Source organism: Pseudomonas sp. AC242 (genome assembly GCF_979258655.1).
Genome location: NZ_OZ409873.1, coordinates 872,427 through 891,746, shown reverse-complemented (window position 1 = coordinate 891,746; position 19,320 = coordinate 872,427). Strand labels below are relative to the sequence as shown.

The 19,320-nt window shown below is 59.8% G+C and carries 20 protein-coding genes; 12 read left to right on the top strand and 8 right to left on the bottom strand.

The window, feature by feature from the left end; genetic code table 11:
• The first annotated feature begins 141 nt into the window (after nucleotides 1-141).
• A complete protein-coding gene (locus ACZZ0A_RS04095; protein WP_123376288.1) occupies nucleotides 142-2,301 on the top strand; it encodes a type I secretion system permease/ATPase in 2,160 nt (719 codons plus the stop codon).
• Nucleotides 2,302-2,311: 10 nt separating this feature from the next.
• Nucleotides 2,312-3,673, top strand: coding sequence for an HlyD family type I secretion periplasmic adaptor subunit (locus ACZZ0A_RS04090; RefSeq protein WP_007914514.1), 1,362 nt, complete (start codon nucleotides 2,312-2,314; stop codon nucleotides 3,671-3,673).
• Between the two features lie 144 nt (nucleotides 3,674-3,817).
• On the opposite strand, the gene ACZZ0A_RS04085 is transcribed toward ACZZ0A_RS04090, so the two are convergent.
• Complete coding sequence (locus tag ACZZ0A_RS04085; protein ID WP_095113736.1) at nucleotides 3,818-4,414, bottom strand: tRNA-uridine aminocarboxypropyltransferase; 597 nt, start codon at nucleotides 4,412-4,414, stop codon at nucleotides 3,818-3,820.
• A 5-nt stretch (nucleotides 4,415-4,419) separates the two neighbouring features.
• Nucleotides 4,420-5,313, bottom strand: a complete 894-nt coding sequence (locus tag ACZZ0A_RS04080; protein WP_007914510.1) for a LysR family transcriptional regulator — start codon at nucleotides 5,311-5,313, stop codon at nucleotides 4,420-4,422.
• A 396-nt stretch (nucleotides 5,314-5,709) separates the two neighbouring features.
• On the opposite strand from ACZZ0A_RS04080, the gene speB reads away from it, so the two are divergent.
• From speB to ACZZ0A_RS04050, 6 genes are all read left to right on the top strand, one after another.
• Nucleotides 5,710-6,660, top strand: a complete 951-nt coding sequence (speB, locus tag ACZZ0A_RS04075) for an agmatinase (protein WP_003222717.1) — start codon at nucleotides 5,710-5,712, stop codon at nucleotides 6,658-6,660.
• Between the two features lie 10 nt (nucleotides 6,661-6,670).
• Nucleotides 6,671-7,093: a YybH family protein gene (locus ACZZ0A_RS04070; RefSeq protein WP_123376289.1), complete on the top strand. Its 423-nt coding sequence runs from the start codon at nucleotides 6,671-6,673 to the stop codon at nucleotides 7,091-7,093.
• A gap of 55 nt (nucleotides 7,094-7,148) precedes the next feature.
• Nucleotides 7,149-8,651 (top strand): purine-cytosine permease family protein, encoded by a 1,503-nt coding sequence (locus tag ACZZ0A_RS04065; protein WP_463542553.1) that lies wholly within the window; start codon nucleotides 7,149-7,151, stop codon nucleotides 8,649-8,651.
• Between the two features lie 151 nt (nucleotides 8,652-8,802).
• On the top strand, nucleotides 8,803-10,182 hold the full coding sequence (locus ACZZ0A_RS04060; protein WP_007914497.1) for a sodium:solute symporter family protein: 1,380 nt from the start codon (nucleotides 8,803-8,805) through the stop codon (nucleotides 10,180-10,182).
• Between the two features lie 85 nt (nucleotides 10,183-10,267).
• A complete protein-coding gene (locus ACZZ0A_RS04055) occupies nucleotides 10,268-10,993 on the top strand; it encodes an MBL fold metallo-hydrolase (protein WP_123376291.1) in 726 nt (241 codons plus the stop codon).
• Between the two features lie 42 nt (nucleotides 10,994-11,035).
• Nucleotides 11,036-11,284, top strand: coding sequence for a phosphopantetheine-containing protein (locus tag ACZZ0A_RS04050; RefSeq protein ID WP_095113740.1), 249 nt, complete (start codon nucleotides 11,036-11,038; stop codon nucleotides 11,282-11,284).
• A gap of 105 nt (nucleotides 11,285-11,389) precedes the next feature.
• On the opposite strand, the gene ACZZ0A_RS04045 is transcribed toward ACZZ0A_RS04050, so the two are convergent.
• Both ACZZ0A_RS04045 and ptrR read right to left on the bottom strand, forming a co-directional pair.
• A complete protein-coding gene (locus tag ACZZ0A_RS04045) occupies nucleotides 11,390-11,518 on the bottom strand; it encodes a PA1414 family protein (protein WP_007914492.1) in 129 nt (42 codons plus the stop codon).
• Nucleotides 11,519-11,660: 142 nt separating this feature from the next.
• Nucleotides 11,661-12,554: a putrescine utilization regulator PtrR gene (ptrR, locus tag ACZZ0A_RS04040; RefSeq protein ID WP_007914490.1), complete on the bottom strand. Its 894-nt coding sequence runs from the start codon at nucleotides 12,552-12,554 to the stop codon at nucleotides 11,661-11,663.
• Nucleotides 12,555-12,658: 104 nt separating this feature from the next.
• On the opposite strand from ptrR, the gene ACZZ0A_RS04035 reads away from it, so the two are divergent.
• Nucleotides 12,659-13,840, top strand: a complete 1,182-nt coding sequence (locus ACZZ0A_RS04035) for an MFS transporter (protein ID WP_463542552.1) — start codon at nucleotides 12,659-12,661, stop codon at nucleotides 13,838-13,840.
• Here the strand turns inward: ACZZ0A_RS04035 and ACZZ0A_RS04030 are convergent.
• From ACZZ0A_RS04030 to ACZZ0A_RS04020, 3 genes are all read right to left on the bottom strand, one after another.
• Entirely contained in the window at nucleotides 13,785-14,717 is a 933-nt protein-coding gene (locus ACZZ0A_RS04030; RefSeq protein ID WP_463542551.1) for a DMT family transporter, read from the bottom strand. The genes ACZZ0A_RS04035 and ACZZ0A_RS04030 overlap by 56 nt on opposite strands.
• Nucleotides 14,718-14,983: 266 nt before the next feature.
• On the bottom strand, nucleotides 14,984-15,385 hold the full coding sequence (locus ACZZ0A_RS04025; protein WP_007914485.1) for a DUF2177 family protein: 402 nt from the start codon (nucleotides 15,383-15,385) through the stop codon (nucleotides 14,984-14,986).
• Between the two features lie 46 nt (nucleotides 15,386-15,431).
• Complete coding sequence (locus ACZZ0A_RS04020) at nucleotides 15,432-16,268, bottom strand: CvfB family protein (protein ID WP_007914483.1); 837 nt, start codon at nucleotides 16,266-16,268, stop codon at nucleotides 15,432-15,434.
• A 341-nt stretch (nucleotides 16,269-16,609) separates the two neighbouring features.
• Here ACZZ0A_RS04020 and ACZZ0A_RS04015 point away from each other — a divergent pair, with 341 nt between their 5' ends.
• The 3 genes from ACZZ0A_RS04015 (at nucleotide 16,610) to ACZZ0A_RS04005 (ending at nucleotide 18,669) form a co-directional block, all read left to right on the top strand.
• The gene (locus ACZZ0A_RS04015) at nucleotides 16,610-16,798 is read left to right on the top strand and encodes a hypothetical protein (protein ID WP_016985943.1); all 189 of its coding nucleotides are present in this window, start codon (nucleotides 16,610-16,612) and stop codon (nucleotides 16,796-16,798) included.
• Between the two features lie 206 nt (nucleotides 16,799-17,004).
• A complete protein-coding gene (locus ACZZ0A_RS04010) occupies nucleotides 17,005-17,721 on the top strand; it encodes a TorF family putative porin (RefSeq protein ID WP_447784114.1) in 717 nt (238 codons plus the stop codon).
• Between the two features lie 78 nt (nucleotides 17,722-17,799).
• Complete coding sequence (locus ACZZ0A_RS04005) at nucleotides 17,800-18,669, top strand: DUF6279 family lipoprotein (RefSeq protein WP_007914478.1); 870 nt, start codon at nucleotides 17,800-17,802, stop codon at nucleotides 18,667-18,669.
• An 87-nt stretch (nucleotides 18,670-18,756) separates the two neighbouring features.
• On the opposite strand, the gene ACZZ0A_RS04000 is transcribed toward ACZZ0A_RS04005, so the two are convergent.
• Nucleotides 18,757-19,149 carry a transcriptional regulator gene (locus tag ACZZ0A_RS04000; RefSeq protein ID WP_463542550.1) on the bottom strand — a complete coding sequence of 131 codons (393 nt, stop codon included), beginning with the start codon at nucleotides 19,147-19,149 and terminating at the stop codon, nucleotides 18,757-18,759.
• Between the last annotated feature and the right edge of the window lie 171 nt (nucleotides 19,150-19,320).

Below are 19,320 nucleotides of genomic sequence, written 5' to 3'. Positions count from 1 at the left end.
GGAATGCCTCTAGGGACGCTCTGCGTCCAGTGACGCGGAGCGTCACGGGCTGCATTCCCACGCAGAGCGTGGGAACGATCACGCATCGACCGTAGAGCGTGGGAACGATCAACCTGAGTCCGTTCAACAGAGGCGATCAATATGACCAGCATGGAACCCGGCCATTCCGGGGTCGATCCGCGGCTGAGCTTCGATGACCCGTTGCTCGACGGTCTGTTGATCCTCTGCAAACTGCATGGCGCGACGGTCAGCCGGGCCAGCCTGAGTGCCGGGCTGCCCCTCAACAAACAACGCCTGAGCCTCGATCTGCTGCCCCGCGCCGCCGCCCGGGCCGGGTTGCAGGCGCGGATTCTGCGGCGTGATCTGAAAGACATCTCGCCGCTCAATCTACCGATTCTGCTGCTGCTCAACGACGGCCGCACCGCTGTTCTGCGGCGTTTCGGCGACGACGGCAAAGCGCTGATTCTGCCCAGCGAAGCCGATGGCGGCGAACAATGGATCAACCGTGAAGAACTCGCCGAGCACTACAGCGGCCAAGCCTTGTTCGCCCGTCCGCGCCACGAACTCGAAGACCTGCGCTCGCCGCTGGTGCCGCGGGTGCATGCATGGTTTCGCGACACCCTGAAGCTGTCGAAATGGCTCTACAGCGATGCGATCCTCGCCAGTTTCCTGATCAACCTGTTAGGCCTGATGGTGCCGCTGTTCGTCATGCAGACCTACGACCGCGTGGTGCCCAATCAGGCCACCTCGACCTTATGGGTGCTGTCGATCGGACTGCTGATCGGCACCGGTTTCGAACTGGTGTTGCGGGTGGTGCGTGCGCACCTGCTCGACACTGCCGGCAAGAAAACCGATGTGATCCTTTCCGCGACTTTATTCGAGCGCATTACCGGCATGTCGATGAAAGCGCGGCCGGCAACCATCGGCGGTTTTGCCCAGAGCATTCATGACTTCCAGGGCCTGCGTGAATTCCTCACGGCGGTGACCCTGACCAGCCTGATCGACCTGCCGTTCGTGGTGCTGATGCTGGTGGTGATCGGTCTGCTCGGCGGCTGGCTGGTGGTGATTCCGCTGCTGGCGTTTCCGATCACCATCGTCTTCGCGATGATCATTCAGGTACGTCTGCGTGACACCGTGCAGAAGAGCCTGAGCCTCGGCGCTGAACGCCAAGCGGTGCTGATCGAAACCCTCGGTGGCCTGGAGACCCTCAAAGCCTGCAGCGCCGAAAGCGAGCGCCAGCACAAATGGGAAAGCACCCACGGCGCCCTCACCCGCCTCGACAGCCACGCGCGCAATCTGTCGGCGCTGGCCACCAACGGCACGCTGTTCATTCAACAGTTTTCGGGGATGGCGACCATTGTCGCCGGGGTCTACAGCATCATCGCCGGTAATCTCAGCGTCGGTGCGCTGGTCGCCAGTTACATGCTCGGCAGCCGCGTGCTCGCGCCGCTGGGGCAGATTGCCGGGCTGATCACCCGTTATCAGCAAGCGCAACTGACCATGAAAAGCACCGACGCATTGATGGCCCTGCCGCAGGAACGCGACGGCAAACAGCGGCCGCTGGAACGCACGCAACTGCAAGGCGCGCTGGACGTCAGCGGCGTGACCTTTCACTACAACGGCCAGAACGCGCCGGCGCTGAGCAATGTCAGCTTCAGCCTGAAACCCGGCGAGCGGGTCGGCATCATCGGCCGCAGCGGTTCGGGCAAAAGCACCCTGGCGCGATTGCTCATGGGCTTTTACGAACCTGAGGAAGGTCAGCTCCTGCTCGACGGCCTCGACCTGCGCCAACTCGATGTCGCTGACCTGCGCCAGCAGATCGGTTACGTCGCCCACGACCTGCCGCTGCTGGCCGGCAGTCTGCGTGACAACCTCACGCTCGGCGCACGTTACATCAGCGATTCACGCATGCTCGAAGTGGCCGAACTGACCGGCGTTACCGAACTCGCTCGTCAGCATCCGCAAGGTTTCGACCGGCCGGTAGGCGAACGCGGGCAATTGCTCTCCGGCGGCCAGCGTCAGGCGGTGTTGCTCGCGCGATCCTTGTTGCTCGACCCGCCGATCATGCTGCTCGACGAACCGACCAGTGCCATGGACAACAGCAGTGAAGACTTGCTGCGGCAGAAGCTGCACGGCTGGGTGCAAGGCAAGACGCTGCTGCTGGTCACCCACCGCACCTCGATGCTGAGCCTGGTGGACCGCTTGCTGGTGCTGGACAACGGCCGGGTCGTCGCTGACGGCCCGAAAGAAGCGGTCATCGATGCACTGCGCAAGGGCCGTGTCGGCTCGGCGGCGGTCTAGGAGTTGCCCCATGTCTGCTTCCTCCGATAGCAAAGATCGTGGCTACTTCGACAGTTTCGGCAAAAGCGCCGAAGCCGAATTCATGCCGGAAACCGCCGGCGCGTCCTTGCAGGATTCGCCGCGCTGGTCGCGGATCACCGTGTGGCTGGCCGCAGCGTTGCTGATCAGCGCGGTGGTCTGGGCCAAATTCGCCGTGCTCGAAGAAGTGACCATGGGTGAAGGCAAGGCGATTCCGTCGAGCAAGGTTCAGGTGATCCAGAACCTTGAAGGCGGGATCGTCACCGAGATCTTTGTGCGCGAAGGGCAAATGGTGAACAAGGGCGATACCTTGCTGCGCCTGGATGACACACGCTTTCGCTCGAACAAGGGTGAGAGCGAGGCTGATCGTTATGCGCTGACGGCGCAGGTCGAGCGGCTGTCGGCAGAGGCCGAAGGTCGGCCGTTCAAGCTCTCTGATGAAGTGATTGCCAAGGCGCCGCAAGTCGCCGAAGACGAACGTTCGCTGTACGAACAGCGCCAGCGTCGGTTGGCCAGCGAGCAGCGTACGCTGAGCGAGCAACTGCGACAGAAGACTCAAGAGCTGGCGGAGTTTCGCTCCAAGCAGGGCCAGTTCAGTTCCAGCCTGGCGTTGCTGCAACAAGAGATGAACATGTCCGAACCGCTGGTAAAAACCGGCGCGGTGTCACCGGTGGAAATTCTCCGGCTCAAGCGCAGCGCGGTAGAAATCCGAGGCTCGTTGAACGCCACGACCCTGGCGATTCCCCGCGCCGAATCGGCGATTGCCGAGATCCGCAGCAAGATCGACGAGTCGGAACAGACCTTCCGTTCCGAGGCGGCGAAAGAGCTGAATGAGAAACGCACCGACCTGTCGAAAATCACCGCCACCAGCATCGCCATCGATGACCGTGTGACCCGCACCACGGTCACTTCACCGGTGCGCGGTGTGATCAAGCAAATGAAGGTCAACACCATCGGCGGCGTGGTCCAGCCGGGCAGTGACATGGTCGAAATCGTACCGCTGGAAGACAACCTGCTGATCGAAGCCAAAGTGCGCCCACAGGATGTCGCGTTCCTGCATCCGGGCCAGAAAGCCATGGTCAAGTTCAGCGCTTACGACTACACGATTTACGGCGGGCTGAGCGCCAAGCTTGAGCTGATCGGTGCTGACACGATCACCGATGACAAGGGCAACAGCTTCTATCTGATTCAGGTGCGCACCGATAAAAACCATTTGGGCGGGGATGTGAAACCGCTGCTGATCATTCCGGGGATGGTGGCGACGGTGGACATTATTACCGGGGAGAAAAGCGTCCTCGATTACCTGCTGAAACCGGTTCTGAAAGCCCGGACCGAGGCGATGCGTGAACGCTAGAGATATCCGGATTTTGTGGTGAATTGACTTGCCCCATCGCTGGCAAGCCAGCTCCCACAGTGTCCGTGTCGGCCACAAAACCTGTGAACACCTCAGAACCTGTGGGAGCTGGCTTGCCAGCGATGAGGCCAGCAAGAACACCGACTATTTTTCAGCATGATTACGCTGGAAAGTCTCCTCCCCCATCGCCGCAATCTGCCCTTCGATCAAGGCCTCGAACGGCTTGAGCAACGGCTCGAATGACGTCGGTGCTTCCAGCGTCTGCAACGCCTGCACAATCGCCTCAATGGTCGACAACGCCCCCGGCCCCGGTGCCTTGCGCAAGCGATAGCGCGACACGCCACCCTCGGCCAGCGTCACCCGTGGCAACGCTGCCAGCAGCGGATTGAGGTGCAGCATCTTGCGCGCCTTGCGCCAGGTGCCATCCGGAACGACCAGCAACAGGGGTTCATCGGACTCGCCGTAAGCCTGCATCGGCTGCGCATCATCAGCGGGAAACAACAACCGCGCCCGATAGCCCGGACGGTTCAGCAGCGCCGGCAAATCCTCGAACACTTCGCCAACAATCAACTCGGCATTGCTCAACCCGAGTGCCGCCAACCGCGCGGTATTCAACGCATGATTAACTTCACTTGGATGCTGCAACAGCAACACCCGCGTGCGGCTGTCGAGGCTCGGGATCAACGGGCACAGGCAATGGGTTTGTGGGCGCAGGCAGCGCGGGCATTGAATTCTGGACATCGGTCTTAAGCCTGATTGAGCTGTGCTTTGAGCAAATCACGGAAGGTCTGGATCAGCGGTTCGCGGCTACGGCCGCGGCGCATGATCATCGAAAACGGTGCCTGATAACCAAACGTCGCCGGTAGCAGCACGCGCAAATCGCCCTTGTCGGCCCACGCCTGAGCGTAGTGTTCTGGCAAGTAACCGATGTAGGCGCCGGACAGCACCAGAATCAGTTGCGCTTCCATACTTTCCACGGTGGCGGCGCTGTGTTTGAAGCCGTGGCGGGCCAATTCGGCCTGACTCCAGTACCCACGCCCAACCATGCGCTGCTGGGTGATGACTTGCTCGGGAATCCGCCGCTCGTTGAACAACGGATGGCGGCTACTGCAATACAACCAATGTTGTTCGCGGTACAGCGGCATGTAAATCAGTCCGCTCATGCGTGTGGAAAACGCACCGATGGCCAGATCGAGACGGTTGTCCTGCACGCCGAGTTGCAACTCGTAGGGGCTCATCACCGACAGGTGCAAATGCACCGCCGGGTGTTCCTGGCTGTAGGCGCCGATGGCTTCGGCGAACGGCAAGGCCTTGTCGCTGACGGTGGAGTCGATCACACCGAGGTTGAGCGTGCCGCGCAGTTCGCCCTTGAGCGCGGCGGCGTATTGCTCGAAACCTTCGAGTTCGGCGAGCAGGCGTAAGGTTTCCTGATGGAACAGCTCACCTTTGCTGGTCAGGCTGAACCCGCCGCGCCCGCGATGGCATAGCACTAGGCCGAGCGCGGCTTCGAGCTGGCTCATGTAAGTGCTGATGGCCGAGGTCGACAGGTTGAGTTCCTGTTGCGCGTTGGCAAAACCCTGATGACGGACGACGCTGACGAAGATGCGCAATAGTTTCAGGTCGGGTAAAGCGTTGGCCATGTCTACTCCGGGCTTTGCAACTGTGTGTCTGTGGGAAAAGCCCCTCACCCCAGCCCTCTCCCCGAGGGAGAGGGAGCTGATCTCCATGGCTTTCAAATCCTGAGTTCGACTCGTTTTTTCAGGTCGCTGCAGATTCCGCTGACAACTCGGTCGGCCCCCTCTCCCTCCGGGAGAGGGCTGGGGTGAGGGGGCCGCGATGTTCAGCCAGGCAAGAATCTCAAGATCGCAAAGTCTAATCCCAGCCTCGCCATTAGTTTAGAAAAATCTGAACTAAGTTTTTGCCCGTAGCGATTCTTCCGCCGCACTACATTTCGCATCATCGGCCCCACAGCGGCGTCCGCCCCCTGCTCTACGGCGCGCCGACATAAATAAAACAAAGACGATGAGGCCCTACCCGTGGACAAGATTCTTCACCAACCACTGGGCGGCAACGAAATGCCGCGCTTCGGCGGCATCGCCACCATGCTCCGACTCCCCCATGTACCGACCGCTGCCGGCCTGGACGCTGCCTTTGTTGGCGTGCCCCTGGACATCGGTACTTCGCTGCGCCCCGGCACCCGCTTCGGGCCTCGCGACATCCGCACCGAATCGGTGATGATCCGCCCGTACAACATGGCCACCGGCGCGGCGCCATTCGACTCGCTGTCGGTCGCCGACATCGGTGACGTGGCAATCAACACCTTCAATCTGCTCGACGCCGTGCGCATCATCGAAGAAGCCTACGACAACATCCTCGAGCACAACGTGATCCCGATGACCCTGGGTGGCGACCACACCATCACCCTGCCGATCCTGCGCGCGATTCATAAAAAGCACGGCAAGGTCGGTCTGGTGCACATCGATGCCCACGCTGACGTCAACGATCACATGTTTGGCGAGAAGATTGCTCACGGCACGACCTTCCGTCGCGCCGTCGAAGAAGGTCTGCTGGATTGCGACCGCGTGGTGCAAATTGGTCTGCGCGCGCAGGGTTACACCGCTGACGACTTCAACTGGAGCCGCGATCAGGGCTTCCGCGTAGTTCAAGCCGAAGAGTGCTGGCACAAGTCGCTGGCGCCGCTGATGGCTGAAGTACGCGAGAAAGTCGGCGGTGGTCCGGTGTATCTGAGCTTCGACATCGACGGCATCGACCCGGCCTGGGCGCCTGGCACCGGCACCCCGGAAATCGGTGGTCTGACGACCATTCAGGCGATTGAAATCGTCCGTGGCTGCCAAGGCCTCGACCTGATCGGTTGCGATCTGGTAGAAGTCTCGCCCGCTTATGACACCACCGGCAACACCTCGCTGCTGGCCGCCAACCTGCTGTACGAAATGCTCTGCGTACTGCCTGGCGTGGTCCATCGCTGAGGGTCGGGTCATGAACGAACGTGATCAGGTTTTGCGAGCGGCCGCCGAGCTGGTGGCCGCCTTCGCCCGCAACGATCGCGAAGCTTACTTCGGCGCCTTCAGCGCCGATGCGAGTTTCGTCTTCTACACCCTCGAACAGCCGCTGCTGTCGCGCGATGCCTATCAGGCCTTGTGGGACAGTTGGCGCGCCGAGGATGGCTTCGAGGTGCTTGCGTGCACGTCGAGCAACGCCTTCGTCAGCCTGCAGGGTGACGTGGCGATTTTCATCCATGACGTGGCCACCGAGCTGCGCATGCAAGGGGAGCAACACTTCAGCCAGGAGCGCGAGACGATTGTGTTCAAGAAACACGCGTCGAGCCTAGAACAACAAGGCCATTGGCTGGCCTGCCACGAACATTTGTCCGCAATGCCGGAAGGGCTGCCATCCCCTTAGCCAAGACAGGTGACGCTCACGCACGATGAGCGCGCCTTTATGATCGGAGCAGATCATGAATAACAACAACAACGACCAAAGCCTTACGCAGATTGAAACCCACGGGGTCGAACAGATCCCGGACCACGAACGCAGCGCAGGTCCGACGGACTTGTTCCGGATGATCTTCGGTGGTTCGAATACCTTTGCCACCGCCGTGCTCGGCAGTTTCCCGGTGCTGTTCGGTCTGTCTTTTCAGGCCGGCGTCTGGGCGATTGTGCTGGGCGTGCTGCTCGGCTCACTGATCCTCGCACCGATGGGCCTGTTCGGCCCGCTCAACGGCACCAACAATGCCGTGTCGTCCGGCGCACACTTCGGCGTGCACGGGCGGATCGTCGGTTCGTTCCTGTCGCTGTTGACCGCTATCGCGTTTTTCTCGCTCTCGGTGTGGAGTTCGGGCGATGCGCTGATCGGCGGCGCAAAACGCCTGATCGGTCTGCCGGAAACTGATCTGACTCTGGGCCTGGCCTACGGTCTGTTCGCGATTCTGGTGCTGACCGTGTGCATCTACGGCTTCCGCTTTTTGCTGTGGGTGAACAAGATCGCGGTGTGGAGCGCCAGCCTGTTGTTCCTGCTGGGCATCTTCGCCTTCGCCGGTCCTTTCGACGCGCATTACGCTGGCACCGTCAGCCTCGGTCAGCCAGGCTTCTGGGCCGCGTTCATCGGTGCTGCGCTGGTGGCGATGAGCAACCCGATTTCCTTCGGTGCGTTTCTCGGCGACTGGTCGCGCTACATCCCGCGTGAAACCTCCAAGCAACGCATCATGGCGGCCGTGGTGCTGTCGCAGATCGCCACGTTCATCCCGTTCCTGTTCGGCCTGACCACCGCGACCATCGTCGCGATCAAGGCGCCGGACTACATCGCGGCGAACAACTATGTCGGCGGTTTGCTGGCGGTGTCGCCGAGCTGGTTCTTCCTGCCGGTGTGCCTGATTGCGGTGATCGGCGGCATGTCCACCGGCACCACCTCGCTGTATGGCACCGGGCTGGACATGTCCAGCGTGTTCCCACGGGTGCTGTCACGGGTTAAGGCGACGCTGCTGATCGGCGCGCTGTCGATTGCCTTCATCTTCATCGGCCGTTTTGCGGCGAACCTGGTGCAGAGCGTGTCGACCTTCGCCGTGCTGATCATCACCTGCACCACCCCGTGGATGGTGATCATGATCATCGGCCTGTTGGTGCGTCGCGGCTTCTACTGCCCGGATGACCTGCAAGTGTTCACTCGCGGCGAACAGGGCGGACGCTACTGGTTCAGCCACGGTTGGAACTGGCGCGGTCTGGGTGCATGGATCCCGAGCGCGGCGGTTGGCCTGTGCTTCGTGAATTTGCCGGGGCAGTTCGTTGGCCCGCTAGGTGAAATGGCCGGCGGCATCGACATCAGTTTGCCGGTGACCCTGGGCCTTGCCTCGGTGGTGTACCTGACGCTGCTGAGCCTGTTCCCGGAACCGCGCGAAGTGTTCGGCCCGAAGGATGCCCGGCGTGAAGCCGCAGTAAAACCTCAACTGCGTCAGGCCGCCTGACGCAGATCCCTGTAGGCCTTCGCCTGCTCGCGATGACTTCAGCACATCCAATAAAGATGTGACTGACAGACCGCTATCGCGAGCAGGCGAAGGCCTACAAGGGAAATGATTTTGGCCTCAACATAAAAAAGACAATCGGAGACACGCCATCATGGCTTTGGATTTATTCGTCGTCCTCATCTACGCCGCCGGCATGCTCTTGCTCGGCTACTTCGGCATGCGCAAGGCCAAGACCAACGAGGACTTTCTCGTTGCCGGTCGTAACCTCGGCCCGAGCCTGTACATGGGCACCATGGCCGCGACCGTACTCGGTGGCGCGTCCACCGTCGGCACTGTACGTCTGGGTTACGTGCATGGCATTTCCGGTTTCTGGCTGTGCGCGGCACTGGGTTGCGGCATCGTTGCGCTGAACCTGTTCCTCGCCAAACCGCTGCTGAAACTGAAGATCTACACCGTTACCCAGGTCCTGGAAAAGCGCTACAACCCGATGGCCCGCTCGGCGAGCGCGGCGATCATGCTGGCCTACGCACTGATGATCGGCGTGACCTCGATCCTGGCGATCGGCACCGTCCTGCAAGTGCTGTTTGACCTGCCATTCTGGGTTTCGGTACTCGTCGGTGGTGGCGTGGTGGTGATCTACTCGGCGATCGGCGGCATGTGGTCGCTGACCCTGACCGACATCGTCCAGTTCATCATCAAGACCGTGGGCCTGATGTTCATCCTGTTGCCGATCTGCCTGTACCGCGTCGGCGGTTGGGACGAACTGGTGCTGAAACTGCCGGCGACTGCCTTCAGCTTCACCACCATCGGCTGGGACACGATCATCACCTACTTCATGATCTACTTCTTCGGCATCCTGATCGGTCAGGACATCTGGCAACGGGTGTTCACCGTCAAGACCGCCAAAGTCGCGCAATACGCCGGCAGCATCGCGGGTATCTACTGCATCCTCTACGGCCTGGCTTGCGCGCTGATCGGCATGGCTGCACACGTGCTGATCCCGGATCTGGACAACGTCAACAACGCTTTCGCCGCCATCGTCAAACTGTCGCTGCCGGACGGCATCCGTGGTTTGGTGATCGCTGCGGCACTCGCTGCAATGATGTCCACCGCCAGCGCCGGCCTGCTCGCCGCGGCCACCACGCTGACGGAAGACCTGCTGCCGAAACTGCGTGGCGGTAAACCGTCGAGCCTGGGCATCAACCGCCTGTTCACCCTGCTGACCGGTGTGGTCGTGCTGGGTATCGCGCTGGTGGTGAATGACGTGATCAGCGCCCTGACGCTGGCGTACAACCTGTTGGTGGGCGGCATGCTGGTCCCGCTGATCGGTGCGATTTTCTGGAAACGTGCGACCACCGCCGGCGCCATCGCCAGCATGGGCCTGGGTTTTGCCACCGCGCTGCTGTTCATGTTCAAGGACGGTCTGGATGCGAACACGCCGATCTACTACAGCCTGGCTGTAGGTCTGGTGAGCTTTGTGGTGGTGAGCCTGGTCTCTCCTCGCCCGGCAACCGTGGCGAGTGCGATCTAAGCTCTGATGTAACGACTTGATGCTTTCTTCGACGGGTGTGGCGTCGGTTGCCACACCCGTTTTTTTCGTCTGAAGGAAAGTGCTGATGAAGATTGTTTCTCGCGATAAATGGTTCGAAGTACAACACCTGAGTGACGGCATTCGGCTGATTCACGAGCCGTATATTCGGCCGTTTTACCGATGCAACCTCTGGCACGTTCAGGGCCGTGACAAAGACTTGTTGCTGGATAGCGGTTCAGGGCTGGTCAGCCTTCGTGAGCAGTTGCCGTGGCTGACTGAACGCCCGTTAGTGGCAGTGGCCAGTCATTGCCACTTCGACCATATCGCCGGCCACCATGAATTTGCCGAACGACTGGTGCATCCCGCCGAGGCAGACATTCTGGCGGCGCCGGATGGCGAAAACGATTTGAGCCGCGCCTTCGTCGGCGACGACATGTTTGAAGCGCATCCGGACTGCCCGTTGTGCTACGCCGAATACCGGGTCAAAGCCGCGCCGGCCACCGGGTTTGTCGAGGACGGCGATGTGCTCGATCTGGGCAATCGCACACTGCAAGTGCTGCACACGCCGGGGCATTCGCCGGGTGGCATCAGCCTGTATGAGGCGGCGACGCAAACCCTGTTCAGCGGCGACATCATTTACGACGGGCCGCTGATCGAAGACGCCTACCACTCCAATCTTGAGAATTACGCCGCCAGTCTGCGACGTTTGCGGGCGTTGCCGATCCGCACGGTGCATGGCGGGCACTTCGACAGCTTTTCCGGGGAGCATTTGCGCTCGATGATTGACGAGTGGTTACGCGGCCACGCCTGAGGCCTGCTTCACTCAAGCACAACAACAATCAGAAAATCTGCCATGAGAAGAGCTGCCGTGCGTGCCGCCGTGCATCGATATATCCGGCGTCTGCTGGAAACCCATGAATTCAACGACAACACCAGCCTCGTGCAATTGGGCCTGGAGAAAGCTGATATAGAAGATTTGATCTTTCATCTGGAAGATGAATTCGGACTGACGGCGTTCACCGCCGAGGAAGACCGCATGCTCAAGACCGCGAAGACCGCGAATGACTTGAGCCGGTTTTTGCTGGAGATCGGCCGTCATTAAAAGCAAGAGATCGCAGCCTGCGGCAGCTCCTGCATTAATCCATGTAGGAGCTGCCGCAGGCTGCGATCTCTTGACCTTGAATCCTTTGATCTCGGATCGGGGGCGTTACCGGCGCCGTTGTTGACGGCGGCGCTGCTCGTCATCGGTGCGGATCGGTACAGGTTGCAGAGGCGGTTCGATCAAGCCGAGGGCAACACCCAAGTCGTGCAGCCAGTTTTGAATTTTCTCTTTCATCGTCATGCCCCCTTCAGGGTGGTGCTGAGCGGCCGGAATTCTGAGGCCGCTTCGCACTGATAATAGTCCGAAGTCCTACGCAATGCTCGGCCAAATCCGCAATGATCTGTTACTGAATTGAACAGGAATCGCCGGCATTGGTTCAGGCGGTTTCGCGGGTTTCGATCTGAGCCGCAGGATAGACAGCCTGCTGCACCTCGATCCAGGCATTGAGGTTGGCGCCGACCATGCCTTTGCGCCACATGAGCCATGTTGTCGCACCCACGAATGGCTCGGCCAACGGGTGCGCGGCGACGCTCTCGCGCCCCGGCAGGCTGGCCAGCATCGACTCCGACATGAGCGCCACACCACTGCCGGCGATCACACAGGCGAGCATGCCCTGATAGGACTCGATCTCCATCGCCCGGCCCATCGTCGCCTGGTAGTGCGAAAACCACGCCTCCAGACGCATGCGATAAGAACACCCGCGACGAAAGGTGAACACCGACCGCCCTTCGACATCCCGGGCGCCACGCACCGGCGGATGATCAATTTCGGTGATCAACACCAGTCGTTCCTCGCACAACGGCACACCGTCGAGGCCAGCCAACTCCAGCGGGCCATCGACCAACGCGGCATCCAGGCGTCCGGTCAGCAACCCCTCCAACAACTCACCACTCGGTGCCGACTGCACCTGCAGATTCACCGCTGGATATTGCTTGTGATAACGCGCCAGCAACGCCGGCAGATGAATCGCCGCCGTGCTGTACATGGTGCCCAGAGCAAAATCACCGGCCGGCTTGCCACCCATCACCGCCGCGCTGGCCTGATCGCGCAGGGCAAAGAGTTTGGCGGTGTAGTCCAACAGGACTTTTCCTGCAGGCGACAGTTGCAAACGCTGACGCTCACGGACGAATAGCTCGACACCGAGCTGCTCCTCCAGTTGCTTGAGCCGGGTCGATAGATTCGACGGCACGCGGTGCAGGCGTTCGGCGGCGCGGGTGATTGACCCCTCTTCGGCCACGGCCTGAAAGATCCGCAGTTGGCTGAACTCCACAACCTTTCTCCAGAACAGAACAAGTTACTCACTATTATTCAATTTTAAAGAAAGTCAATCAGTCCTAGCCTGACGGTCATTGATCCTTCAACGGAATCCCGACCATGTCGCCATTGATTCGCTTATCCGCCTGCTTCGTGGCCCTGATGATGGCCATGGGCATCGGGCGTTTCGCCCTCACCCCGCAAATGCCACACCTGCTCAGCGAAGGGCAGATCGACCTGACGGCCGCTGGTCTGATTGCCGCGGCCAATTACCTCGGTTATCTGCTCGGCGCGGTGGACGCGATGTTTGCGCATCGCCCGCAGCAGGTGCAACGGCGCCTGCACGGCGGCTTGTGGTTGTGCGTGCTGCTGACCCTGGCGTCGTTCTGGGCCAATGGCTTCTGGTCGCACTTGCTGTTGCGCTTCGGCACCGGGGTGGCGAGCGCCTGGGTGCTGGTGATGATCACGTCTTTAAGCCAACCCTTGGCGGCGGCAGCGGGTCGCCCAGGTTTGGGTGCTCTGGTATTTGCCGGGCCAGGTCTGGGGATTTTTCTGACGGGGGTGTTGGCGCTGGTCTCACATCTGCTGAATCAGACGTCCGCAACGTTGTGGCTGATTTATGCCGCAGCGGCGTTGGTGATGATGTTGTGTGTCTGGCGTCTGCTGCCAACGCCTGTCGCAACGACAACGGCGGTTGCTGCGCCGGTCAGTCCGTCGAATCGGGGCATTGGCCGGCTGGCGGTGATCTATGCGCTGTACGGCGTCGGCTACATCATTCCGGCGACCTTCCTCTCGCAAATGGCCAATGCGCAGTTTCACGGGCAATGGCAGGCGGATCTGTTCTGGCCCTGCTTCGGTCTTGGCGCTGCGATTGGCGTGTTGCTGGTGAGCCTGCGGCGTCAAGATCGCGCAACGACCCGTCACTGGTTGATGGCGACGCTGTGGCTGCAAGCGGCCGGGGTGTTTGCCTGTCTGCTGGGCAGCGGACTTGGCCTGGCAATGGGTGTGATCCTGTGTGGCATGCCGTTTCTGGCTTGCATGCAACTGGTCATGCAGCGCTCGCGGGAACTGGCGCCGCACGCCACCCAGCGCAACGCCGGGATGCTCACTGCATGCTTTGCGGTCGGCCAGCTCAGCGGCCCGCTGCTGGCCGCGTTGAGCAGCCATTTCAGCGGCGGTTTGCAGCCCGCATTAGTGATCGCCGGCAGCGGTTTGCTGCTGGCCGGCGGCCTGGCGATGCAATCGACTAACGTTGGCCGAGCGCTTTGCGCAAACGCCGGCGCAACCACTGCTCGGCGCTGACAAAGGTGATACCGAGCAACACCAGCACCGCGCCGATGATGAAGTTCACGCTCAGTTGTTCGCCGAGCAGCAACACGCCAAAGGTCACGCCGAACAGCGGCGTCATGAACGAGAACACTGCAAGGTTCGCCGCCAGATAACGGCGCAGCAACCAGAACCAGATCAGGTAACTGAAGAACGATACGACGAGCCCCTGAAACAGCACACTGGCGACGGCCACAGTGGTGAGGCTGACATGAGTGATCTGGCCGCTGAAAAGCGCGATCAACAGCAGGCCGAGGAAACCGACGATCAACTGATAAAACAGGGTCAACGTCACCGGCGCTTCCGACAATCGCGAGGCGCGCACCACCACCGTGGTTGCGCCCCAGCAGGCACCGGCCAAGACACCAAAGGCATCGCCCAGGAGCATGCGCCGATCAAGGTCATTCCAGGACACGCCGCCAGCGAAAGCAATCGCAATGCCGATAAACGCGAGCAGAATCCCCAACCATTGCAACGGTCGCAGTCGCTCACTGGCCAACAGGAAATGCACGCCCAGCGCGGTAAAAATCGGCGCGGTATAGAGGAACACCGACATGTGCGCGGCAGTAGTCAGTTGCAACCCTTCGGCGATGAAGAAGAACTCCAGACCGAACAACGCACCGGCCAGCAGCCCGCCACGCCAGGTCAAGCCAACCTGATCCCAGCCGCCTTTCCAGCAGATCAGCAATCCCACCAGCAACGCAGAGATCCCCGAGCGCGCGGCCGCTTGCATGACTGGCGCGATGTCGGGCGCCGCCCATTTGATCATCACCTGCTGCACACCCCAGATCAGGCACAGACCGATCATCACTTGCAGGGCAAAACTGTCGGCATTGCGCCGCTCGACACTCACCGCAACACCTCGAACACACACAACATGGCAGGCCATCCAATGGTCAAAAACAGTGCCAGGGATTATCAATCAGTCAGAGGGAAAAAGCCGTCTGGAAAAGACATTTAGTTCTTCAGTGGCGGCAGGGGTGAATGGCTGTCGGCTGCGCCGCCATTCGCTGGCAAGCCCGCTCCCACAGTGACAGGTTGTCCGCTATTCCACTGTTCGACACAAAACCCTGTGGGAGCCTGGCTTGCCAGCGATGGCGTCAGTTCAATCAACCCTGCTCATGGATCTGAATGCAGTCGTTTAGCCAACAAAAACCCAACGCTACAAGCCACTGCCGTGGCAAACGTCCCCCACGCCCAATCCATCAATGACACCTGCACCGACCACCCGCGCAACGTCGCCCAATTGGTCAGGTCGTAAGTGCCATACGCCACCAGCCCCAATAACGCCCCCCGCTTCGCCGCCCATTGCCACGTCACGGCCGGCAGCACCACAAACACCACACAACCAAAAACATACAGGCAATAAAAAACCGCTGCCGGAACCAGCAGCGGTTTTTCGAGCATCAGCGGACCGAGCAGTTCGCGATAGGTCGGCGCCATCAACAGGCCGAGCCAGATACCGTCGAGCAACAGAAACGTCACCAGCGTGGCAACGTAGGCAATCAGCGCTTTTTTCATCGACCCGACCTCGTGTGTGCCCCATGCAACATGGGCCACCCAAGGCTCAGGTTAGTTCAATGCGATCGGCATGAATGACGATCTTGCCTTCCTTGTACAGCGCACCGATGGCCTTCTTGAAGTTGCCTTTGCTGACGCCGAACAGGCTGCTGATCAATGCCGGATCGCTCTTGTCGCTGACCGGCAATGTGCCGCTGTTGTCGCGCAACTTGGCGAGGATCTTCGAGTTCAGGCTGCTGGCCGCTTCCTGGCCAACCGGTTGCAGGCTCAGAGCGATCTTGCCGTCGGCACGGATTTCCTTGATATAGCCCTTCTCGATCATGCCGGCGCGCATGAACTTGAAGATTTCGTTCTTGTGAATCAAACCCCAGTGCTTGTTGTTGATGATCGCCTTGAAGCCCATGTCGGTGGCTTCGGCAACCAGCAGATCAACTTCCTGGCCCTGGCTGTAGTTGGCCGGGGTCTTGTCGAGGTAGCGATCCAGACGCGCGGTCGCGGTGATGCGGCGGGTGTGCTTATCGAGGTAGACATGCACCACGCAGTATTCGCCGGCGGTCATCTGGCGCTTTTCTTCGGAATACGGCAGCAACAGATCCTTCGGCAGCCCCCAATCGAGGAACACACCGATGCTGTTGACTTCAACGACTTTCAGACTGGCAAATTCGCCGACCTGAACTTTGGGTTTTTCCGTGGTGGCGAGAAGTTTGTCTTCGCTGTCCAGATAAACAAATACGTTGAGCCAATCTTCATCTTCGGTAGGAATATCTTTCGGAATATAACGATTGGGCAAAAGAATCTCGCCGTCAGCACCGCCGTCCAGATATAAACCGAAGTTAGTGTGTTTCACCACTTGCAAACTGTTGTAACGCCCGACTAAAGCCATTTTCCGAAACCCTCATTGCGTGGGCGGCATTCTACCCGTTTTTGGCGTGCCCGTCGGGCGGCAGATCCGCACGCTGTTGAAACCCGCTCAACGCCTTGATTTTCCTTGCTCGCGCCAGTGCTTGAGTGCCGCTCGTCAGGCAGGCACAAGCGCTCGCGGGTGAATACCTGAATGCCGCAACACCTGAATGTTCTTATTTAAAACAGCAGGTTAGCCGAATATTTCGAACATTTAATCGAGAATAATGCAGCAATGAGGTTGGTTATTCCCGGGGATATTTACCAAGCAATTGTCAAGTTATTCCTGTACGATGCCTGGCCGAGTTACTTTTCTACAGGTTAATGGCCGCCATGCGTGTAAAAGCATCCACCAGCAAAGCAAAGCCAGCTCCAGCCGTTGAAACCAGCGAATCGATCAACGATCAGATCGCAGCGTTCCTCAAGTCCGGCGGCGAGATTCAGCAAATTGCCAAAGGCGTCAGTGGCCAGACATTCGGCCCGTCCAAGCAGATCAGCCTGGGCAAGAAGTAATACCCGGTTTACACCCGTCCAGAGGCGCTTTGAGCTTCGAAGCGTCTGGACTGGCACCGCGCAACATACCCTCCGCATTAAACAAAAATCCCTTTAAATCGACGAACGGCCTTCAACGCCGAGCATTCGCCGGTATCCTTGCACGCGTCTAGATCAAGCGTTTCAGCAGGCCCGCCGCCCTGCCCTCGCTGTTCATGGAGTGACGCATGCGCAAAACATCCTGTTTATTAATCGTAGGCCTATTGGCCAGTGCGACCGCGCACGCGCAGATTTTCCAGCGTGAACTGGGCGACTTCGACCTCAAACTCGGCACCACGCCGACACGTAGCATGGCCCAGGGTCTGGTCAAACCCGCGGCAATCGGTTCCTTCCACGGCGGCCTCGACCTAAGCCACGACAGTGGCCTCTACGTTGGCCAGTACGCGCCGAGCATGGGCATCACGCCGGGCAAGAACCTCGAGATCGACTCCTACGTCGGTTTTAAACAGCCTTTCGATCAAACCCTTGGTTACGAAGTCGGGATGATCCACTACAGCTATCCCAAGGTAGAAACGCTCGACAGCCAGGAGCTGTTCGGTGGTTTGACCTTGCTCGGCAGCCGCTTCGGCGTGGCCTTCAGCAACGACCCGGATAAACAGAACAACACCTTGTTTGCCGATCTTGGCGGCAATCAACCGTTCGGCATCGGCGTCAGCATGAAATACACCACCCACCAACTGAACACGCCGGTAGCTGTGGACGGTGGTTATGTCGGCAGCTTTACCGATTGGTCAGTGAAATTGTCCCGGCCATTCATGGGCGTCGATCTCGACCTGATCTACAGCAACTCCAGCCTCAGCGGCAGCGATTGCTCGGCCTACTCCGGGCACAACAGTCAGTGCGACGGCCTCGTCACCCTCAAGGCTGAACGCGCGTTCTATTGATCGGCTGAACTGCCGGGTTCATTCTGCGTTCACATAGGAATCAGTCCCTCGAAGCCAGGCTCACGCAAGGATTCGCCCATGTCTCGCTGGTTCAAACACATCGCCGCGCTACTGATCTTCACCCTCGCCCTCGGCGCCTGCAGTCGCGTCGGCCTGGCCTATCGCAATCTCGATGTGATCATTCCATGGACGCTCGGCGATTACCTGGACATGAACGGCGAGCAGAAAGACTGGTTCAACGAACGCCTCAAGGACCACCTGAGCTGGCATTGCACCACGCAATTGCCGGGCTACCTGGACTGGCTTGATCGCCTGCAGACAATGGTCGAAACCAATCAGGTCACCGATGCCGCGCTGCAGGCCCGCACGGTGGAGGCCAAGCAGGCCATCGCCGAAACAGCGCGGGAAATCACCCCGTCCGCCGTCGAGCTGTTGCAAGGTCTGGACGACAAACAGGTGGCGGAAATGAATGACGCGTTTGCCAAGGATTTGCGCAAGCGTCAGCAGGAATACCTGAAACCACCGCTTAAGCAGCAAATTGCCGAACGTGGCGCGCGCATGGTTAAACGTCTGAACGATTGGCTGGGGCCACTGAGCGCCACGCAGGAGCAGCGGGTCATGGCGTGGTCGACCGCGCTGGGCGATCAGTACACGCAATGGATCGCCAATCGCGCCCATTGGCAGAAGCAGTTCAGTGCCGCAGTCGCACAACGCAAAAGTCCCGAATTCCCACAGAGAATCGAGACGCTTCTGGTCAATCGCGAGACCTTATGGACAGCGGATTACCGCAAGGCCTTTGCCGATACTGAGGCGCAGGGACGCTCGCTAGCAGTGGATCTGATGGCCGAAAGCACGCCGCAACAGCGGCAGCGGTTGTTGAAGAAGATCGAAGGGGTGCGCAAAGACTTCAACGACCTCAAATGCCTCAAGGCCGCGAAGCAGAATTAGAAGATCAAAACATCGCAGCCTTCGGCAGCTCCTACACCGATTTCTGTAGGAGCTGCCGAAGGCTGCGATCTTTTGCCCTGTGGAAAATCAGGCGATCTGGGCTTTTGACGCCACTCCATCAAACGTCGCCTCAGCCAGCGCATCCTCCTGCTCATCCAGCACCTGACGCGGGTGATCGTTGCCGGGAATGCTGCTGTCGATCAGGCTCAGCAAGCTGGAACCGCGCGGCGTCAGGACAAAATTGTTACCCGTGCTGCCCTCCTCATCCGGACGCGGTGCGATGTAGCCGCGCAACAGCAGCAACCTTTCATAGTCGCAAGCCAGCGTTTTCAGATGATCCAGATTCTCGATCGGCTCGCCAGCGCTGGCTTTCGCCGCGGCATAGTCTTCGGCGTAGGCCCGTGGGGCAAGACTGTGGCCGGCGCTGTTCTGCACTTCGTGCAGCAAGCGTTCAATCAAATCCCAGTTATAAGTCGTCATCCTGATACAACCTCCGGTGCGCGTGATTTATGGCGCGTTCATAGGTTGTGACCGGAGTGGCTGTCAGCCGTTCAGCCGCATTTCCCGAGCCGACCGACCGGCGGTCTGTCGATTTTCAGCAGGGTTAAACGACTAGTCTGAAACAGACGGTTTCAACCCCCGCAGGAGAAA

Bases quoted from the DNA above. Each gene is read 5' to 3' on its own strand.
- ACZZ0A_RS04095 (WP_123376288.1), top strand. From the start codon at position 142: ATGACCAGCATGGAACCCGGCCATTCCGGGGTCGATCCGCGGCTGAGC.
- ACZZ0A_RS04020 (WP_007914483.1), bottom strand. From the start codon at position 16,268: ATGGCTTTAGTCGGGCGTTACAACAGTTTGCAAGTGGTGAAACACACT.
- ACZZ0A_RS04015 (WP_016985943.1), top strand. From the start codon at position 16,610: ATGGCCGCCATGCGTGTAAAAGCATCCACCAGCAAAGCAAAGCCAGCT.
- ACZZ0A_RS04060 (WP_007914497.1), top strand. From the start codon at position 8,803: ATGGCTTTGGATTTATTCGTCGTCCTCATCTACGCCGCCGGCATGCTC.
- ACZZ0A_RS04010 (WP_447784114.1), top strand. From the start codon at position 17,005: ATGCGCAAAACATCCTGTTTATTAATCGTAGGCCTATTGGCCAGTGCG.
- ACZZ0A_RS04000 (WP_463542550.1), bottom strand. From the start codon at position 19,149: ATGACGACTTATAACTGGGATTTGATTGAACGCTTGCTGCACGAAGTG.
- ACZZ0A_RS04055 (WP_123376291.1), top strand. From the start codon at position 10,268: ATGAAGATTGTTTCTCGCGATAAATGGTTCGAAGTACAACACCTGAGT.
- ACZZ0A_RS04025 (WP_007914485.1), bottom strand. From the start codon at position 15,385: ATGAAAAAAGCGCTGATTGCCTACGTTGCCACGCTGGTGACGTTTCTG.
- ACZZ0A_RS04050 (WP_095113740.1), top strand. From the start codon at position 11,036: ATGAGAAGAGCTGCCGTGCGTGCCGCCGTGCATCGATATATCCGGCGT.
- ACZZ0A_RS04035 (WP_463542552.1), top strand. From the start codon at position 12,659: ATGTCGCCATTGATTCGCTTATCCGCCTGCTTCGTGGCCCTGATGATG.
- ACZZ0A_RS04085 (WP_095113736.1), bottom strand. From the start codon at position 4,414: ATGTCCAGAATTCAATGCCCGCGCTGCCTGCGCCCACAAACCCATTGC.
- ACZZ0A_RS04065 (WP_463542553.1), top strand. From the start codon at position 7,149: ATGAATAACAACAACAACGACCAAAGCCTTACGCAGATTGAAACCCAC.
- ACZZ0A_RS04045 (WP_007914492.1), bottom strand. From the start codon at position 11,518: ATGAAAGAGAAAATTCAAAACTGGCTGCACGACTTGGGTGTTGCCCTC.
- ACZZ0A_RS04090 (WP_007914514.1), top strand. From the start codon at position 2,312: ATGTCTGCTTCCTCCGATAGCAAAGATCGTGGCTACTTCGACAGTTTC.
- ACZZ0A_RS04080 (WP_007914510.1), bottom strand. From the start codon at position 5,313: ATGGCCAACGCTTTACCCGACCTGAAACTATTGCGCATCTTCGTCAGC.
- ACZZ0A_RS04070 (WP_123376289.1), top strand. From the start codon at position 6,671: ATGAACGAACGTGATCAGGTTTTGCGAGCGGCCGCCGAGCTGGTGGCC.
- ACZZ0A_RS04005 (WP_007914478.1), top strand. From the start codon at position 17,800: ATGTCTCGCTGGTTCAAACACATCGCCGCGCTACTGATCTTCACCCTC.